The 16,709-nt window shown below is 68.4% G+C and carries 14 protein-coding genes and 2 pseudogenes; 9 read left to right on the forward strand and 7 right to left on the reverse strand.

Annotated features, from left to right (window positions below; genetic code table 11):
* Positions 1–186: 186 nt before the first annotated feature.
* Both O3W51_RS39700 and O3W51_RS39705 read right to left on the reverse strand, forming a co-directional pair.
* Entirely contained in the window at positions 187–1,353 is a 1,167-nt protein-coding gene (locus tag O3W51_RS39700) for a hypothetical protein (RefSeq protein ID WP_269288704.1), read from the reverse strand.
* 380 nt (positions 1,354–1,733) lie between these two features.
* Entirely contained in the window at positions 1,734–2,198 is a 465-nt protein-coding gene (locus O3W51_RS39705; RefSeq protein ID WP_269288705.1) for a DUF6003 family protein, read from the reverse strand.
* Positions 2,199–3,093: 895 nt separating this feature from the next.
* On the opposite strand from O3W51_RS39705, the gene O3W51_RS39710 reads away from it, so the two are divergent.
* The 3 genes from O3W51_RS39710 to O3W51_RS39720 all read left to right on the forward strand — a co-directional run bounded on the left by O3W51_RS39710 (position 3,094) and on the right by O3W51_RS39720 (position 7,366).
* A complete protein-coding gene (locus O3W51_RS39710) occupies positions 3,094–3,954 on the forward strand; it encodes a DUF6531 domain-containing protein (protein WP_138352742.1) in 861 nt (286 codons plus the stop codon).
* Between the two features lie 879 nt (positions 3,955–4,833).
* Positions 4,834–6,270, forward strand: coding sequence for a carboxylesterase family protein (locus O3W51_RS39715; RefSeq protein WP_269288707.1), 1,437 nt, complete (start codon positions 4,834–4,836; stop codon positions 6,268–6,270).
* 73 nt (positions 6,271–6,343) lie between these two features.
* Positions 6,344–7,366 (forward strand): alcohol dehydrogenase catalytic domain-containing protein, encoded by a 1,023-nt coding sequence (locus O3W51_RS39720; RefSeq protein ID WP_138352740.1) that lies wholly within the window; start codon positions 6,344–6,346, stop codon positions 7,364–7,366.
* Between the two features lie 83 nt (positions 7,367–7,449).
* Here the strand turns inward: O3W51_RS39720 and O3W51_RS39725 are convergent, their stop codons facing one another.
* Positions 7,450–8,073: a TetR family transcriptional regulator gene (locus tag O3W51_RS39725; RefSeq protein ID WP_138352739.1), complete on the reverse strand. Its 624-nt coding sequence runs from the start codon at positions 8,071–8,073 to the stop codon at positions 7,450–7,452.
* A 124-nt stretch (positions 8,074–8,197) separates the two neighbouring features.
* On the opposite strand from O3W51_RS39725, the gene O3W51_RS39730 reads away from it, so the two are divergent.
* The gene (locus O3W51_RS39730) at positions 8,198–9,190 is read left to right on the forward strand and encodes an aldo/keto reductase (protein ID WP_269288708.1); all 993 of its coding nucleotides are present in this window, start codon (positions 8,198–8,200) and stop codon (positions 9,188–9,190) included.
* Between the two features lie 54 nt (positions 9,191–9,244).
* Here the strand turns inward: O3W51_RS39730 and O3W51_RS39735 are convergent, their stop codons facing one another.
* Positions 9,245–10,177 (reverse strand): helix-turn-helix domain-containing protein, encoded by a 933-nt coding sequence (locus O3W51_RS39735; RefSeq protein WP_244809562.1) that lies wholly within the window; start codon positions 10,175–10,177, stop codon positions 9,245–9,247.
* Between the two features lie 88 nt (positions 10,178–10,265).
* Between O3W51_RS39735 and O3W51_RS39740 the strand changes: the two genes are divergently transcribed.
* The 4 genes and pseudogenes from O3W51_RS39740 to O3W51_RS39755 all read left to right on the forward strand — a co-directional run bounded on the left by O3W51_RS39740 (position 10,266) and on the right by O3W51_RS39755 (position 14,264).
* Complete coding sequence (locus O3W51_RS39740) at positions 10,266–10,661, forward strand: MmcQ/YjbR family DNA-binding protein (RefSeq protein WP_269288710.1); 396 nt, start codon at positions 10,266–10,268, stop codon at positions 10,659–10,661.
* Positions 10,658–11,026, forward strand: coding sequence for an MmcQ/YjbR family DNA-binding protein (locus O3W51_RS39745; protein WP_269288711.1), 369 nt, complete (start codon positions 10,658–10,660; stop codon positions 11,024–11,026). Before O3W51_RS39740 ends, O3W51_RS39745 begins: the two co-directional genes overlap by 4 nt.
* Positions 11,027–11,263: 237 nt before the next feature.
* Positions 11,264–12,438, forward strand: a pseudogene (locus tag O3W51_RS39750) (replication-associated recombination protein A).
* A 302-nt stretch (positions 12,439–12,740) separates the two neighbouring features.
* On the forward strand, positions 12,741–14,264 hold the full coding sequence (locus tag O3W51_RS39755; RefSeq protein ID WP_269288712.1) for a gamma-glutamyltransferase: 1,524 nt from the start codon (positions 12,741–12,743) through the stop codon (positions 14,262–14,264).
* Here O3W51_RS39755 and O3W51_RS39760 read toward each other — a convergent pair.
* The 3 genes from O3W51_RS39760 to O3W51_RS39770 form a co-directional block, all read right to left on the reverse strand.
* A complete protein-coding gene (locus O3W51_RS39760) occupies positions 14,261–14,587 on the reverse strand; it encodes a DUF6087 family protein (RefSeq protein WP_138352733.1) in 327 nt (108 codons plus the stop codon). The two genes, O3W51_RS39755 and O3W51_RS39760, sit on opposite strands and share 4 nt — an antisense overlap.
* A gap of 335 nt (positions 14,588–14,922) precedes the next feature.
* Complete coding sequence (locus tag O3W51_RS39765; protein WP_138352732.1) at positions 14,923–15,279, reverse strand: hypothetical protein; 357 nt, start codon at positions 15,277–15,279, stop codon at positions 14,923–14,925.
* A 64-nt stretch (positions 15,280–15,343) separates the two neighbouring features.
* Positions 15,344–15,589, reverse strand: a complete 246-nt coding sequence (locus O3W51_RS39770; RefSeq protein WP_138352731.1) for a hypothetical protein — start codon at positions 15,587–15,589, stop codon at positions 15,344–15,346.
* A gap of 403 nt (positions 15,590–15,992) precedes the next feature.
* On the opposite strand from O3W51_RS39770, the pseudogene O3W51_RS39775 reads away from it, so the two are divergent.
* Positions 15,993–16,190, forward strand: a pseudogene (locus O3W51_RS39775) (IS110 family transposase); the annotation flags it as partial.
* Positions 16,191–16,709: the final 519 nt, after the last annotated feature.

Genomic DNA, 16,709 nt, shown 5'->3' on the forward strand with positions numbered 1-16,709 from the left:
TCGACCAACTCCACCACGACACCGGACAGATGAGGCAGAAGCGCCTCGAAACTCGGCGAAGAACACGCGGGACAGGATGCCAGCCGTCAACACCTACCGATCACAAGATCAGCGACAGAGCCGAATTGAGTGACTGGCTGCGGCAAAATGGGCCACGTGCCGAGCCCGGTTCAGGCCCGAGTCGCCCTACCAATCGCGGACGGATTCGCAGCCTTCGGTCAAGCTCTCGCGGGCCCAGGCCAGGTCGGCTTCAACCTCGGCCTCGGTGAAGATGGTGTCGAGCGCGTCGTAGAGCTCCTCGCGCTCAACGGTCTCGATGAATCCGGCGCGCTCGTCGAGCTTGTTGAAGGCTTCGCCGAACTCCTTCCCGAGCTCGACAAGCCTTGGCGCCAGGACGTCCGCCGAATCCACTGACGCCAACACAGCCAGCACCGCGCGCCGCGTCTCTTTGTACTGCCCCAACGACTTCTTGTAGATCGCGGCGCTGATCTGCTCGCGGCCGTCCCAGTCCCGGAGCGGATTGTTCAGGTTCTCGGCGAGCCACTCGGGCTTCCGAGGTTTGGCGACCCTGAGGTAGACGCCCTGGGGCTCCTCAAGCCGCCAGATCCTCCTCATCACGGTCGCGTACTCCGCGGGGACACTGACCAGTTCCAAAGACTCCAGCGCGGGAACCCGCCGTGGCAGGAGGCAGTCCGTATCGACCATCCCGAAGACGTCGGAGAGAACGAGGCGCTTCAGCGAACTCAACTCATTCAGGCTCGATGCCGATGACAAGGTCACCGGCCCGATGAGCGTGAGACTGGTCAACGTCGGATACCGCTCGACGAGCCGCGCACAGTCCAGCGACTCCACGGACCGAACCGTCAGCCGACGCGTCTCCACGTCAGGATCTGCGGGCCCAGCGAGAGATTCGTTCAATTCGGTGCCGGTGATGCTTTTCGCCCACGGATCCGACCACTTCGACTCGTCGCCCTGACGTCGGCGCCGTTCGATGGCGAGATCGAGTCCCATGCCCCACCCGAACGCGTAGCTCTGCGCCGGCTGGTCGTGCAATAGCGGCAGCGTTCCGATGACCTTGTAGCTCCGAGGGAGCACCCACTCGTAGTGGCAATGTGCCAGCTGCCCTGTGCAGAAACCCCGCGTGCGCGAAAGTGGCACGACTTCGCCGAGCTCCGCGACCGATACCGGCTCTGGGCCGGACCAGTCGAGGTGCAGGACTCCCGCGAGCTGGTGGTCCGGGTCCAAATTGGTGATCTGCGCCGCTGTCCACTCGCCGAGATACTCGGAGAACGCTGCGACGACATCGCCCGGGGCGATGGGTCGGGGAGGTGTTGGTTCCTTGAGAGTGGCCATACCCCGCAGACTATTCGGCACCACCGACAGCTACTGCTACCCCGACGAACACGTGCGCTCCGCCGAGGGACCGCGGCCGCAGTGGAGGCGACCTCTGCGATGCTTCCAACGAAAGCGGAGCACGTGCAATGCCCCGAAACGTTCACTGGTTTCGTGCTTACGCGGCGTGTCCTCGGCGTTGGGGCCAAGCGTACGTCGGATCAGACCCCCCGAAGGATCAACGCTTCGCTGCACTAGCCAGCCCAGAGGACCCTCACTGGTCAAGGGTCGGGCCGCACTCTCAGACATCTGGATTTGGCGGAGCAAAAGGATGCCCACCTCGCTGCTCTCGCGGTTACGTATACACCGCGCGCCGTGCACGGCATGTCCTGAGCGGCGCGCTAGGACTGAGAAGCACCATCGCGCTCATCCATCACCGGTACGCCAGCCAGTTGCTCAATGCGTGAAGTGGAAAGTCCGGCAGCCCGGGCCCGTTCGACCATCGCGGGCCGGGCTTCGAGCATGCGCCGGAAGGCGAGCAGCTCGGCCTGCGCCTCGGCCGACGGAGGGACGGACGAGGCTCGTGCAACCTCAGCAATCTCCTCGTCCGTGACCGGAACTTCCAGCCGCTCGCCGCTCGCTGGGATCAGATCAGCATCGGCGGCGGCAACGACGCGGACCATCGCGCTTGGCACCCCATCATGAGCCTGCAGCCAGCAGTGCACCGCCGCAGTGTCCCAAAAACCAAGGTCAGGCAGCCGGCCAGCATCAACCCCGGGCGCCGCGTATCCATTGGCGCAATCGATCACCACGAACGCCGAACCGGTCACGTTGACATCTCTCTGGAATGCAGCACGGAACTGCATCCTATCGGCCGTCCGAAGGACTGGTTCCCAGCGGCCACTCGATCGGGTGACCCTCTATCAAATTGGGAATCAGTAGCGACCGGGGGCAGGGCAGGTAGAAGAGTCCTGCGGGTTGGGCAGCGGTCGATCACGGTTCGGCAGAGGGAGGTGCACTGGACGCCAAGCGGGAGCGCGATAAACGTGTCGACGAGCAGGCGGCCAGATCCGGGCACGACCATCACGGCGGCCTGCAAGGCAGTGGGCAGCCCAAGAATGCCGAGAGAGATCCATAGCCGTGCGCAGCCCTCCTGCACACTCCCCTACCCCACGGCACATGCAGTCCGCACAGAACTCCCGTCGGGGAGCCCTCCTCGCCTGCTGACGAAGGACCCTTTCGGCGAGCGGTCGGCATCCGCACCGATTCGCACGCCGGGCGGCTGGTTGGACGTCCGCCAGTGGGGCCTCGCCTGCGTCGGGGAGGCGGGATGAGCGGCGGTCCACGGCGCTCATCCCCAAGCGGGTTCGGTAGAAGCGATGTTGGCGGAGCTCCAGGCCCAAGGGTTCTGCCCCTGATATGGGTTCACAGGCCATGCCTTTTGTCACCCCTTGGGGCGGAGTTGGCAACTGCTTGGCAAGGTAGCAGGATGTAGATGCATTTGATTCCAGAACCGCTTTAACAACCAAGGATTCACAGGACACGAACGGAAATCTCCTGGATATGACAGACGGTGATGATGGCTACTCTCTACGGTCGTTGGTGCGGAAGTGACCACTTGAGGATGAACTGCCTGCAAGATCCTTCAGTCGCGTGCCGTTGAGGTGCGCCGAGCAGGACGAGCATCGTTGTCGTGCGCAAAAGACACGGGGGTGGGCGCTGGCCCGGTGCGAGTTCGGGCCGGCTGGCTGTGGTGGGGGCGTGACGGCGGCGACGCTGATGGCCGCCGGGGTGGCAGCGGTGCCGGCAGTCGCTTCGATGCCACCGGATGTGCCCACGCAGGCCGAGGCGTTGGTGGACAGTGTGAAGCCGGTGCTGACCGCGACGGTGTCCAGCCCCGCCGGGGGGCAGGTCACGGCGAGGTTCTTCGCCGGCACCTACGCGGCGAACGGCGCCTGGGACCTGGTCAACGGCGGCACCGTCACGGTCGCTTCAGGGTCAGTGGCCCGGTACACGATCCCGACGTCGATGCCGTTGAACACCGAGTTCGACTGGCAAGTCCAGGCATGTCAGGGCAGTGTGTGCTCGGCCCTGACGCCGCTGGCGGACACGCACGTGTCACCGATGCTGGGCGCCGGGGCGCGGGGCAACGCGACCCGGTTGTCGTTCTCCGCCGGGGATCACGTTTCCGCACAGGTGGATGTCGGCTCGGGGAACCTGCTGGTCAACACGTCCGACCTGACGCTGCCCGGCATCAACGGTGACGTCGGTCTCGGCGCCGCCTACAACAGCTCCTCCGTGGGCTCGGGGTTCAGTTCCACGAGCGCTGCGGCGGGGTACGGGTGGCTGCTGACCCCGTACGACGTCGCCTTGACCGTGCACCAGGAGGGGGCGGTGACCTACCGGGGCCGTGCGGGGGTGACCGGGCTGTTCGTGAAGAACGCGACCGGGTTCACAGCGCCGGGCGGCTTCAAGGCCGACCTGGTCAAGAACACTTGGTGTCCCTCGGCGCGGCAACAACGCGGACCCCCTGCGGTCGGTGCGGTCGGCGGAGGCTGGGCGCCAAGTGGAGGGTGCCGACGTTCTCCGAAAACGAGCGGCAGCAGCTCAAGGTCGTGTTAATGCGAACTGGCCGGCGCGTGCCGACTCGCGTGGGCACCGTTGGTGACCTGCTCGCAGCAGCAGTCGCGCGGAACCCGGACACTCGCGCATGCTGCGCTGCACTCGACGGACCGCGAGCGAGTGAGCGGCCCGCTCATCGGCCCGACCAGCGCACCAGGAGAGAACTCTGCGAAACCCGACACAGCCGGGCGTCACCGGTGGGCGGTCCGATGACCGAACCAATGCCTGTTCCGGTGGCGTGTGGCAGGTCGGGCGGGGTCGTTCGGCACCTGTGCGTCTGCCTGAGCGCGGGCGGTGTCGCGTTGGTCGATGAGGTCTCCGCGTTCCCGGTCGACTACAGCCTGCTCGCGCAGTGACTGCGCCGGGCCCCGGCGGCCTGCGCTGCGGCGTGCCCCCGCGAGGAGCAGGGCCAGGCCGAGGAGGGCGGCGGCACCGACGATGATGCCGTAGAGGAAGAGCGTGCCGGTGGAGCCGGTGACGTGGTAGCCGAAGACAGAGAAACCGCCTGCGAGATCGTGCGCACTAACCAGCGTTGGCGAAGACGCCGGCCACGCCGTGAGATGAACACCTTGCCGTGATCGCAGACGATTGTCTCTGGAACGATCACCGGCCGCGCCGCCGCCTGGTCCAGCCGCTCGTCCAGGGCCAGCAGCCGCCACCGGCGGAGGGGCAGCGGAGTGCCGTCCGGGGCGGCAGGGACGCAGGAGCCGTGGATGACGAAGAAGAGGAGCGCCAAAGTGTCACCTGGCGACCATCGCGTGACCGCTCTCCGCGGGGCGATTTGTCGGATCCCGGGGAAGGATGGGAGGGCGCTACGGCGAGCAACCAGCCGCCGACGCACCCTCCCACATCACCCGAACCGCGCCGGAAGGACATGTCATGGCCGCCACCACACCCAAGGCTCCGACTGCACCAGGGGTACGGTCCTGGTGGGGGATCCCGTATGCCACCGCCGAGCGGTACCGCCGCCCCGTGGTCGCGGATTTCGATCCGGACCTCCCCTATGACCGCAAGGGCGTCGTCTCCGTCCAGCCCGACAGCGGTGACTGGCTCGAAGCGGACAGCGGGATGGGCGAGGACTGCCTGAACCTGAACGTGTGGGCTCCCGAGGAGCCGGCCAGGGAGGCGCTGCCGGTGGCCGTGTACATCCACGGCGGCGGATTCGAGTACGGCGCGAACACGCAGATCACCTCGAACGCCGCCGGCCTCGCCGCGACGGGGCGCGTGGTGGGCGTGTCGATCAACTACCGGCTCGGCGCCCTGGGCGCGCTCTCACTCTCGCAGTACGGCGGGCGGCTCGCCGAGGCCAGCAACCTCTTCCTGCAGGACGCCATCGCCGCGCTCACCTGGATCCAGCGGAACATCGCCCACTTCGGCGGCGATCCCGACCAGGTCACCGTCTACGGCCACAGCGGCGGCGCCTATACCACCTTCGGGCTGCTCAGTGCCTCCTCCGCCAACGGCCTGTACCGGCGCCTGGCCGGGTTCTCCGGCGGGCCAGCCCGCTCCATCCCGGCCTGGTGGGCCGAGGAGCTCGCGCACCGGTTCGTCACGGAACTCGGTGTCGCAGACAACCCCGACAAGCTGATCGACCTCGACACGTCCTCCCTGGTGGCCGCCCTGAAGAAGGTCGCCCCGACGGATCTCGGAGTCCGCGGCGGGGTGGACAACCAGGCCACCGGCGTCGTCCTGGACATCGGACAGCCCGGCGCGGTGGTGCACGCCCACCCCATGGACGTCCTGGCCTCGGGCGCGCACCGCGGTGTCGACGTGCTTCTGAGCATGGCCAGCGACGACATGGGCTGGTGGGTGGCGAACGACCTCGACCGGTTCGACCCGCACACGCTCGACCGCGTCACCGACGAGGTCGCGGGGTGGCGCATTTCCCGCTCCCGCGCCAGGAAGATCGTCCATGCCTACGACCAGGGCGGCCGTACCCCGGCCGAGGTTCGCGCCGCGCTCATGGCGGACTACCTCTTCGCGCTTCCCGCCGCCCGCGGTGCCCTGGCCCACGCCGCCGCGGGCGGCAACGCCCATCTCCTGGTGATCGGACCCGCCGAGGGCGCGCCCGCCGTGCACGGCACCGAGATGTACGCCCTGGTCGGCCAGGAACAGCCGGGCCGCAGTGCCGAGCAGGCCGAGCGTGACACGCGTATCCGCGACATCCTGCTCGACTTCGTCACCGGCGAGCAGTCCCGGCTGTGGCCCGCCGTCACGGACCGTCCGACCTCGGAAAGGGTCGGCAACCCTCCCTTCGAGGCGAGCGCCCACTATCCGGCGGCCCTCGACCTGTGGGAGGGCATCGACCGTCCCTGACGGCCATCGGGGAATACGGGCATGCGGAACAGCACAGAGCTACCAGGGGACGAACACGGTAAAGGAGCTGGGTATGAGCCAAGGGACAGCAGCCGGCGATTCCGTACCGGCGACGATGCGGGCCGTTGTCGTCACCCGGCCGGGCGGCCTGGACGCACTGGAGATCAAGGATGTGCCGGTGCCCGTCCGTAAGCCCGGCTGGGTGCGGATCAGGGTGAAGGCGTTCGGCGTGAACGAGTCCGAGGTCACCACCCGCAAGGGCGAGTCGGATGCGGAGGTCACCTACCCACGCGTTCCCGGCATCGAGGGCGTCGGTGTGGTCGAGGAGGCCGACGGGGCCAGCGGACTGCGGCCGGGACAGCAGGTGGCGACCATGATGGGCAACATGGGCCGCTCGTTCGACGGCGCGTACGCCCAGTACGTGACCGTCCCGGCGGCGCAGGTCATCCCGTTCGAGACCAGTCTGCCGTGGGAGGTCGTCGGTGCGCTGCCGGAGATGTTCCAGACCGCCTACGGATCGCTGACCACCGGCCTGGGCCTACGGGCCGGGCAGACGCTGTTGATCCGCGGCGGCACCTCCACGGTCGGGCTGAGCGCGGCCACGATCGCGAAGGACCTCGGAGCCACCGTGCTGTCCACCACCCGCAGCCCCGGCCGGGCCGGGGAACTCACGGCCGTGGGCGTTGACCATCCCCTTGTCGACGACGGCACCCTCGCCGACCAGGTGCGCGCGCTGCTGCCGGACGGCGTGGACGCCGCACTGGAACTGGTGGGCTGCTCGGTCCTCGCCGACACCCTCCGCACCGTCCGCCGCCAGGGCACGGTCTGCTTCACCGGAGCCCTGGCGGGGCAGTGGACGATCCCCGACTTCACCCCGTTCATGATCCCCAGCGGGGTGCGGCTGACCAGCTACGCGGGCGAGGCCGCCGACCTGCCGGCCGACGTCTTCGCCCACCAGCTCCAGGCCATCGCCGAAGGGCGCCTCAAGGTCCCGGTCGCGAAGGTCTACCACGGCCTGGAACAGGTCCGTGACGCCCAGGCCGACCTCGAGTCCGGTACCACGCCGGGCAAGCACGTCGTCGTCCTGGACGACTGAGCCCGGATCCCTCGACTTGAGCGGCAAGAGCGGTCGGCGCCGTCACGGATCGTTCGCGCAGGGCGGCCGCCAGCCCGGGGACCTCAGCGCGCTCGGGGGAAAAGCTGCTCGACGGCGGTCACCACTGCTGCGCGGCGGGCGGTGGTGGTGGGGTCCACGGCGTGTGCGGCGGCGGCCTTGCCGAGTTCGGGTTGTGCCGCCCAGGTCGTGGCGATCTGGTTGACCAGGGCGAGGACGTCGGCCGGGTCCCAGGCGGGGTCGAGCTGTCCGGCCTGTTGCGCCTGGCGGAGCTGGCCGACTTTGCGGGCGATCGCAGCCTGGGTGGGATCGTCGGCAGCGGCTGCGGTGCCCGGCAGTTCGAGGCGGCCCCAGGTGATCAGGCGGTGGTGGTCCGGACGGGCGACGAAGTAGTCGAACAGTCTGCCCGCGTAGCCAGGGAGGTCGTACGGGTCCAGCTGGGTGGCCTCGGCGATGACGACGTACTCCCGTGCGGCGACGGCGGCATAGAGCGCTTCTTTGCCGCGGAAGTAGGCGTAGACGCGTTCTTTGCTGGTCCTGGCGAGCTTGGCGATGCGGTCCACGCGGGCGCCGGCGATGCCGTGGCGGGCGAACTCCTCCATGGCAGCGGTAAGGATGCGCTCGCGCGTGGTGTCGCCGCTGCCGGCGGCGGGCGCTGCGGTCTGGCCTGAGTCGCTGGACGGGGACATAACCCGAGGATAAGGCACCGAACCGTTCGGTTTGGCATCCGGGTGATTGGCACGTAGAGTCAAACAGAACAGTTCGGTTTGGCCTCCGTGGGTGAAGCCGACGAAACACTGAGGGAGTGAACTCATGCAGCACCGCAATCTGGGCTCTCAGGGCCTGCGCGTCTCGGCGCTCGGCCTGGGGACCATGGGCATGTCCATGGGCTACGGCGCCTCGAACGACGACGAGGGCATCGCGACCATCCGCCGCGCCCACGAACTCGGGATCGACTTCTTCGACACCGCCGAGCTGTACGGCGCCGGCACCGGCAGCAACGAGATCCTCCTGGGCAAGGCGGTCAAGGACTTCCGCGACGAGGTGGTCCTCGCCACCAAGTTCGGCTTCGACATGACCGCCCCGCTGCACAGCCCCGGCTTCGACAGCCGCCCGGAAAACATCCGCAAGGTCGCCGAGAACAGCCTGCGCTACCTGCAGAGCGACCACATCGACCTCTTCTACCAGCACATCTCCGACCCCGCCGTTCCGGTCGAGGAGGTCGCCGGGGTGGTCGGCGAACTGATCTCCGAGGGCAAGGTGAAGTACTTCGGCCTGAGCAACGTCGGCCCCCAGTACATCCGCCGCGCCCACGCCGTCACCCCGGTCTCCGCGCTCCAGTACGAGTACTCGCTCTTCGAGCGGGAGGTCGAGGAGAAGATCCTTCCCGTTCTGCGGGAACTCGGCATCGGCCTGGTGCCCTACTCCCCGCTCGGCCGCGGCTTCCTCACCGGCCAGGTCAAGCCCGCCAGCGAATACCCCGCGGACGACATGCGCAGCTGGGACGAGCGCTGGCAGGGCGAGAACTACACCTACAACCTGCACGCCATCGAACAGCTCAAGAATCTGGCCGCCACCAAGGGCATCACCACCGCCCAACTCGCGCTGGCCTGGCTGCTCGCCCAGGGCGAGGACGTCGCGCCCATTCCCGGCACCCGCAGCACCAAGCGCCTTGAGGAGAACGCCGGCGCCGCCGACGTCCAGCTCTCCGCCGCTGATCTGGCCCGCATCGCTGAGATCCTTCCCCACGGCTCGGCAGGGAGCCGCTACCCCGCTGCGCTGCTGTCCAGTTTCACCACGGACTGACCGCGCCGGGAGCCGGCGTCTCCTGACGGGCAAGGGGCCAGCGCCGCGTTTCTGTCACGCGTCGGTCCTCGCTTCGCGGGCCGCGAAGGCGGCCGGAGTGAGGCCGGTGCGGTCGCGGAAGAAGCGGCCGAAGTTGGCGGGGTCGGTGAAGCCGAGGTGAGCGGCCACGGACCGGGCATCCCATCGGGCGTTTCCCAGCAGGCGCCGGGCTTCGAGGAGGCGCCGGGCGTCGATGAGCTCACGCACTCCCTTGCCGGTGGATTCCCGGGCGGCGCGGCTGAGGGTGCGGACCGAGCAGCCGAGCAACTCGGCGTAGTCCGCGGCCCGGTGCAGTTCGCGGAAGTGCAGCTCCAGGGCGTCCGTGAACCGTCCGTAGGCGTCACCGCGGCTTCTGCCGGCACTCGTGTCGGCGGGGGTGATCCCGGGGGCGCCTGCGAGGCGCAGCAGCAGCGATTCGAGCAGGCTGCGCCGCAGGGCGTGGTGGACGTCGAGGGGTCGGCGCCCCAGTGCGCGGTGTTCGTCCAGAAGTTGGAGTGCCGTCTGCTGGAGCCAGGCGGCGTCGTCGGGGTGCGGGCTCAGCACGGGAGGAGCCTCGTGTGCGGTGAGCGGGGCCAGCAGGCGGGCGATGTCGGGCCGCAGCACGTCCGGTTCGAACAGGATGAATGGGCCGCGGGCGGCGCCGGGCGGATGCCAGCACTGCACGTGCCCCGGGCGCACCCACAGCCACTGGCCGGGGGCGACGGCCCGCGTGAGGTGGTCGACGTCGTGCCGCAACTCTCCCTCGGTGACGGCGATGAGGTAGTGGAAGGTGGCGCGGCCCGGACGGGGCGGGTTCCACGGCCAGTCGTCGTGCTGGGCGAAGAATTCCTCGACGGTGCTCACCTCAAGGCCGTACGGGGTGCCGACCGGGGGCTGGAAACCGTACAACGGGACGGTGGCCGGTCCGGCCGGTCCGCTTGGGCTGGGGTGTCGCTTGTCGACCATCACGTGTCCGCAGCCTACTGCCCTATTTGTCAGCTTCAAAGGAAGAATGGGGTGTGCCGCCGGGACCACCTCGTGAGGAAGGCAACGCCCCATGAACGGAACGACTCTGCACAAGACCCCCGCCGACTGCGCCGAGGAGCTTCCCGGAGCCCAGCTGGAACATCCCTTCGGCGACGACTGGGAGGTCTTCAAGGTGCGCGGCAAGGTGTTCATGCTGATGACCGAGGTCCCGGGGTGCCCCGTCGTGATCCTCAAGGCGGACCCCGGCGAGGCCCACGCCCTGCGGGAGCAGTACAGCCACATCACCCCCGGCTACCACATGAACAAGAAGCACTGGATCACCCTGGAGGGCGGGGACGGCGTCGACAAGGAACGCGTCAAAGAGCTCGTCACCGACTCCTACCGACTCGTCGTCGCCCACCTGCCCAAGGCCGAGCAGCCCGTCGACCCGCACACCTACGGCACCAGCATGCGGGCGGCCCGGTGAGCGCGGCCGGCGACCGCCTCCAGGACACCGCCCGCGAGGCGGCCCTCGCGCTGCCCGAGACGGACCACGGCCACCCGTTCACCCAGCACCTGGACGTGTACAAGGTCGCGGGCAAGGTGTTCCTGATCGTCACCGACGACCCGGACGAGCAGATCATCACGGTCAACAGCGAACCCGAACACGCCCGCGCGCACGTACGTGGCTACGTCTCGATCACACCGGGCCGCTACCTCGACAAACACCACTGGATCTCGCTGGGGCCGGGCCCCGGCATCACCAAGCGGCTGGTCACCAACGCGGTCGAGGACTCCTACGACCTGGCCGTCGAGCGGCTGCCCAGGCGCGACCGCCCCCGTACCCGATGAGCACCGCAAGCGCGCCCACGAGCCGCTGAGCCCACGCCTGTCAGTGCCCCGTGCAAAGCTCGCCACGCCCGCACACTTCCGCCTGCGACCCGAGAGACCGATGGAACCGACCGAAGCGACCCTGCCGCTCTTCGACGAGGAGCCCGCCCGGCCACTCGCCGACCGCCTGCGTCCCACACAACTGGAAGACGTCGTCGGGCAGACCACCTCCTGGCCCCGGACGCCCCGCTGGGTCGCATGGTCGCGTCGCAGCGCCTCGGTTCCGCCATCCTGTGGGGCCCTCCCGGCGTCGGGAAAACGACCATCGCCCGCCTCCTCGCGGACGGCAGCAACATGGCATTCGAACCGGTGTCGGCCACCTTCTCCGGCATGGCCGACCTGCGCAAGGTCTTCGCCGCCGCCCGCAGCCGGCGCACCATCGGCCGGGGCACCCTGCTGTTCGTCGACGAGATCCACCGCTTCAACCGCGCCCAGCAGGACAGCTTCCTGCCCTACGTCGAGGACGGCACGATCACCCTGATCGGCGCCACCACCGAGAACCCGAGCTTCGAACTCAACGGCGCTCTCCTCTCCCGCACCCAGGTCCTCGTCCTCAAACGCCTCTACGAAGCCGCCCTGTCCACACTCCTCGACCGTGCCGAGGACCTCATCGGCCACCGGCTGCCCCTGGACGACGACGCCCGCCGCGCCCTGATCGCCATGGCCGACGGCGACGGCCGCTACCTCCTCAACATGGCCGAACAGCTCCAGGCCCTCCCGGACCCCGGCACCCCCCTGGACACCGCCGGACTCGTCCGCCACATCCAGCAGCGCGCCCCGCTGTACGACAAGGCGCAGGAGGGCCACTACAACCTGATCTCCGCGCTCCACAAGTCGATGCGCGGCTCCGACCCGGACGCGGCCCTGTACTGGCTCGCCCGCATGCTCGACGGCGGCGAGGACCCCCTGTTCGTAGCCCGCCGCCTGGTCCGCTTCGCGAACGAAGACATCGGCATGGCCGACCCGCACGCCGTCCAGCAGGCCCTCACCGCTTGGGACGTGTACGAGCGACTTGGCTCCCCCGAGGGCGAGTTGGCGATCGCCCAAGCGGTCGTCTACCTCGCCACGGCCCCCAAGTCCATCGCCGTCTACCGCGGCCTCGACTCGGCCCACCGATCCGCCCGCCGCACCGGCTACTCATGCCGCCCGCCCACATCCTCAACGCCCCGACCCGGCTGATGAAGGACCTCGGCTACGGCAAGGACTACCAGTACGACCCCGACACCACCGACGGCTTCTCCGGCGCCGACTACTTCCCCGACGGCATGGACCACGAGACCTACTACCAGCCCACCCTCAACGGCTACGAAGCCCAGATCACCGAACGCCTGCGCCACTGGGCCGCCCTCCGCGCTCGCCGACGCAGCGCCTGACGCGGACGCGTGGGCAGCGCACAGAGTGTGCACACGGCAGATGTCGCGCACAATCCGCATCCAGCGTCCCCCTCCGACATGATGTTCCACGCTATCGCCCGCCGTGTTGACATCCAATCCAGTCGACGCAGGTCAGCGCGCTGCGCACGACTAACTTCGCTGTCGAAGGACAACTACCCTCCCCGGCTTCGGCGTGTGTGAGCATGCGCACCGGATCCCAGCTGAATCGCTCCCCCCGCAGAGCGGTTGGGGCCCGCCACCTGGCGCTGTCAACGATCCGGGTGCGTGCCAGAGTGATCCCCATGATGACCGCAGACGTGCCGGACGCGCCGCCGCTCACCTATGCCGACAGCTTCGACGTACCAGTCCTCTTCCGCAACGAACCTGCGAAGAAGCCCAAGAGGCAGTGGCGGACGGCGAAACACAAGCCGTGGACCGGGTCGGACGGATTCCCGGCAGTCGACGGATGGTATGCCCCGACCACCACGTGGCGGGAGATCATCAAGGCCGCCACCGAGGTCGGCCGGGACGTCACCCCGCATCTGCAGAACCAACCGCAGTACGCGCTCGGGGAACTCGTCGCCCGGGTCTCGCCGCTCTACGCGTATCTCGGCGCGCACCCGGTCACGCCCCGACACCCCGTACCCGGCGCCGTGGGCCAGCGCCTCACCTTCAACCCGGTCTACGCGCACGGTACCGAGCGCAGCGCGAAGAACGCTGCCGCCTACCGCCTGGGCATGACCATGACCGAGTGGGCCTGCCGCTCGCTGTTGGGCCTCGGCCAGACCGAGCACCTCGAACTCGGCGGCCCCATCCTCGCGCTGCACGGCACATTCAAAGACCCGAAGAGGAAACTGCCCGACCTGTGGGGGCGCCACGAGGCAGAGAACATCTACTGGCTGATCGAAGCTAAGGGCGGCAACGTCGGCCTCCCCACGCTCCGAAGGGGATGGGCGCAACTTGCGGCCGGCAGCAAGGTCCTCAGCTCGTACGCGCACCGCACCGTCCTGATCGGAGCGTCGGTGCGGCCCGGAGACGATCTCTTCCTCACTATCGATCACGACCTGCACCCCGGGCAGCCGCCCCTCAGTCCTGCCGAGACTGACATCAACGACGCAGTGACGGGCCCAGGCAATCTGGAGGACCATCTCGGCGACAGCGACGACGCGCTCATCGGCGCGGCCCGCGCCCAGATGCTCGCCTACCTGGCGCTGCGCTCCGCTCCCGCCTCGTATCTGCGCACGGTGCCAGTGCCCGCCGACCGTGCCTCCCGCTACCGACGGTCTGGGCTGACCACGCCCCTGGAAGACGACGGCCTCACCCTCGCCATGCGGGCCGATGCCCGCGAACCAGCGCCCCACGTCGAGCAGCACATCCTGCGCGCAGGCATCCGCTCCATGGGGCTCGATGACTTCCTCACCTGCCGCATCCCCGGAACCGAGGTCCACCTCGGCATGTCCCGGACACTGTTCGCAGCCTGCGAGCGCCTCCATGAGGAAGACCTCGCCATCGCCCGGCGCACCCCAGGGCTGCGTGCCGAGGACCAGCCGGCCGACCACCAAGAGCTCAGCGACGACGCTGAGGAAGAGCAGCGACTAACCCAACGGCGGATCTTCCGCGAACAGCAAGAGGAAGCCCGCCCCCGGCTGCGCCCTCTGCTCCGCGACGCCTACGAACGGGGCGCGACGAGCGACTGGAGCGACCTGCTGCACCGCGCCCAGGAGCCGGAGCTCGATCTGGAGGGCGACCCTGCTCTCCTCGAAGCGGCGACGCCGGAGACGTACCTGGCCGTCAGCCGCTACAACCTTCCCCCGCTACCCGCCTAGTCCCGCTCCTCCGCTGCAGTCGGCTTCCGGTGCCGGCCCCGGCCCTTGCCTAGCCCCGGCGGGCGGTCCCATTCCACGGGGTCCTCTTCGACCGGCTGCGCCGCGTACAGGAGCACCTTCGCAGCGGCCAGGTTGTCGGCGACGCCGACCGCGACCCACTCCGTACCGGTCCACTCCTGGATCACCCGCGGCGCGCCCGGATCGACGTGGGCCCCGCGTGACGGGCCTTCTGCGAGCGGGACCGCCCGCTGTTTTCCCTTTGATGCGTTCCGGCGCTCCTCGCGCCGCCGCGCCCACTCTTCCAACGGCTCCTCGTTCTGCATCGCAGCATCGTGGCGTACCCGCACCCCACGCCGCCACCTTGGGCCCGCGCTCGACCCACGACACATGCCATCCACAGCACCGCTGTTCGGGCCTTCCGTCCGGGACCCGGAACTCGCCACGCGTTCACGGATTTACTCTACTTCGGGGCTCAGAACGCCTGACTCCTCACCAACCTGCGGTGAGGGGGTCCGATCGGTTGCCGGGCGTAGGCCAGCTCGTCCGTGCCCATGGTTGGTGTCCCGTGTCATCGAACCTCGAACCTTGAGCTTGTGTCACCGAAGGTTGATCGCTACCGGCGCTCCTACCAGGCCGTTGGAGGAGATACGCCCGATGGTCAGACAGCGCGTAGCCGCGGCCCCTGGAGAGCTTCCGGCTCCTCAACAGGGGTGTCAGAGGTGGCTTCTGCCGCCTCCTCTGCCGTGTCCTGGACCGCGGGGCGGAACTTCGTCTTGAGGTGCGGCGTCACCTTCATGGTGGCGACGGTGAGCGCACCGCCCGCTACCGCGGAGACCGCGACAAGCCCGGCGACGGCTCGTCTCCCGTTGAGCAAGTCCGCGTGGCCGACCAAGTTCCGGGCGCCGTCGCGCAGGAGCGTGCTGTACCCGCCGCTCGCCGAGTTCGATAGGGCTGTCCCGACCGCGCGCTTCACCAGCATCAGTTCCCAGACCGAGCCACCCCAGCGAATGTTCATGAGTCCACTGTAGGAGGCTCCGGGGAGAGGAAGCGGCGGTTTCGCGCGTATCTCCTCCGCCCACCTACCAGCCCATGCTCTTGGCCACCTCGTCCTGGGCTGCGGCAATCTCTTCCTCGGTCGACTCGGTGACGTCCACCTCCTCCAGGCGGGCCAAGAGGTCCGAAAGGGCCTGCTTCTGAGCTGGGTGCGTGATCGGCACAGCGTTCAGGTCGGTGCTCATCAGCCAGTCGAACAGCACGATGGCGTCGGCGCGCCAGAGGCGAAGATCGACAGTCGGTGTGGACCCCCACGGGAAACCAGTTTCCATGCAGGCATCGTGCCAGGCCAGCAGCGTGCAGATGTTCGTGGGCGCTTGACCCGCACAGCCGATCCCGAAGCGCGCAGCTGGCTGGCCTCTTCAAGGCCAGCCCCTGACCAGCGCGACCAATCCTCGATGACACAAGCGGGCGTCGGTCAAGGTTCGATGGCACACGCTCAACCTTCCCTACGTTGTCCTGCGGGATCGGGTGAGCCCTTCATTTGGTTTATCCACCCAGGGACGTCGGGTGTGGCTTTCAACCTTCTGCCGCTCGTGGCTGGCATTGATTGGCCGCCCGACGTCCCACGACGACTCGGCTGCCAATTAGGAATTGCGAACGATCGCTCCGTAGGGAATCGACAGCGAGGTCGTCCGTCGGGAGGCACCAGCACTCACCGCACGGAGGCACCACATGGCCGCGATCTGGGCCGGCATCGACGCAGGCAAGACTCGCCACCACTGCGTCGCGATCGACGAGAGCGGCCGTCGGCTGCTTTCCCGACGCGTCGCGAACGACGAAACTGAACTCCTCGAACTCCTCGCCGACGTCGTAGCCCTGGGCGATGAGAACACCTGGGGCATCGACCTGGCCGACGGCGGAGCCACCCTCGCCCGTCGCCGCGTCAACGTCATCTGGGCTCTGTTGCGCGACGGGTGGTGCTACGAGCTCACGCCGCCGACAGCCCTCGCGGCTTCACAGAACGCATTAGGAATCAAGGTCTCCCCGCGCGAGCGGGGGTGGTCCGGACGTCTGTCCGGACGAGCCCGCCGGGCGAACGGTCTTCCCATGCGAGCAGGGGTGGTCCGTATTTAACAGGCTCACGCGGCCCTGCTCACCTGGTCTTCCCGTGTGCACGTGGTTGGTCCGATCGACGAGATCGAGATGGAGGGTCTGCAGCGGGTCTTCCCGCGCGAGCGGGGGTAGTTCGAGGATGACCTCGCCGACGCCATGAACCAACCGGTAACTGCCATGCCCGCGCAGCCAGCAAGCTGTCTGCCCCAGCGTCGAGCTGCTGCAGACACGTACGATGCCGTTCGTTCCAGGCCGAGCACCGATGCACGAACCCCAGCCCAGATGCAGCCTCGACCACTGCGCAGAGCCCCAAGAATGGCCACCGACCCTGGGACC

Origin of the sequence: Streptomyces sp. H39-C1, assembly GCF_027158125.1 — a bacterium.
Classification (GTDB): domain Bacteria; phylum Actinomycetota; class Actinomycetes; order Streptomycetales; family Streptomycetaceae; genus Actinacidiphila; species Actinacidiphila fildesensis.

Coding starts and splice junctions, on each gene's coding strand:
- O3W51_RS39740 (WP_269288710.1), top strand. CDS start 10,266: ATGAACGGAACGACTCTGCACAAGACCCCCGCCGACTGCGCCGAGGAG.
- O3W51_RS39730 (WP_269288708.1), top strand. CDS start 8,198: ATGCAGCACCGCAATCTGGGCTCTCAGGGCCTGCGCGTCTCGGCGCTC.
- O3W51_RS39700 (WP_269288704.1), bottom strand. CDS start 1,353: ATGGCCACTCTCAAGGAACCAACACCTCCCCGACCCATCGCCCCGGGC.
- O3W51_RS39760 (WP_138352733.1), bottom strand. CDS start 14,587: ATGCAGAACGAGGAGCCGTTGGAAGAGTGGGCGCGGCGGCGCGAGGAG.
- O3W51_RS39715 (WP_269288707.1), top strand. CDS start 4,834: ATGGCCGCCACCACACCCAAGGCTCCGACTGCACCAGGGGTACGGTCC.
- O3W51_RS39765 (WP_138352732.1), bottom strand. CDS start 15,279: ATGAACATTCGCTGGGGTGGCTCGGTCTGGGAACTGATGCTGGTGAAG.
- O3W51_RS39705 (WP_269288705.1), bottom strand. CDS start 2,198: ATGCAGTTCCGTGCTGCATTCCAGAGAGATGTCAACGTGACCGGTTCG.
- O3W51_RS39720 (WP_138352740.1), top strand. CDS start 6,344: ATGAGCCAAGGGACAGCAGCCGGCGATTCCGTACCGGCGACGATGCGG.
- O3W51_RS39755 (WP_269288712.1), top strand. CDS start 12,741: ATGATGACCGCAGACGTGCCGGACGCGCCGCCGCTCACCTATGCCGAC.
- O3W51_RS39725 (WP_138352739.1), bottom strand. CDS start 8,073: ATGTCCCCGTCCAGCGACTCAGGCCAGACCGCAGCGCCCGCCGCCGGC.
- O3W51_RS39770 (WP_138352731.1), bottom strand. CDS start 15,589: ATGGAAACTGGTTTCCCGTGGGGGTCCACACCGACTGTCGATCTTCGC.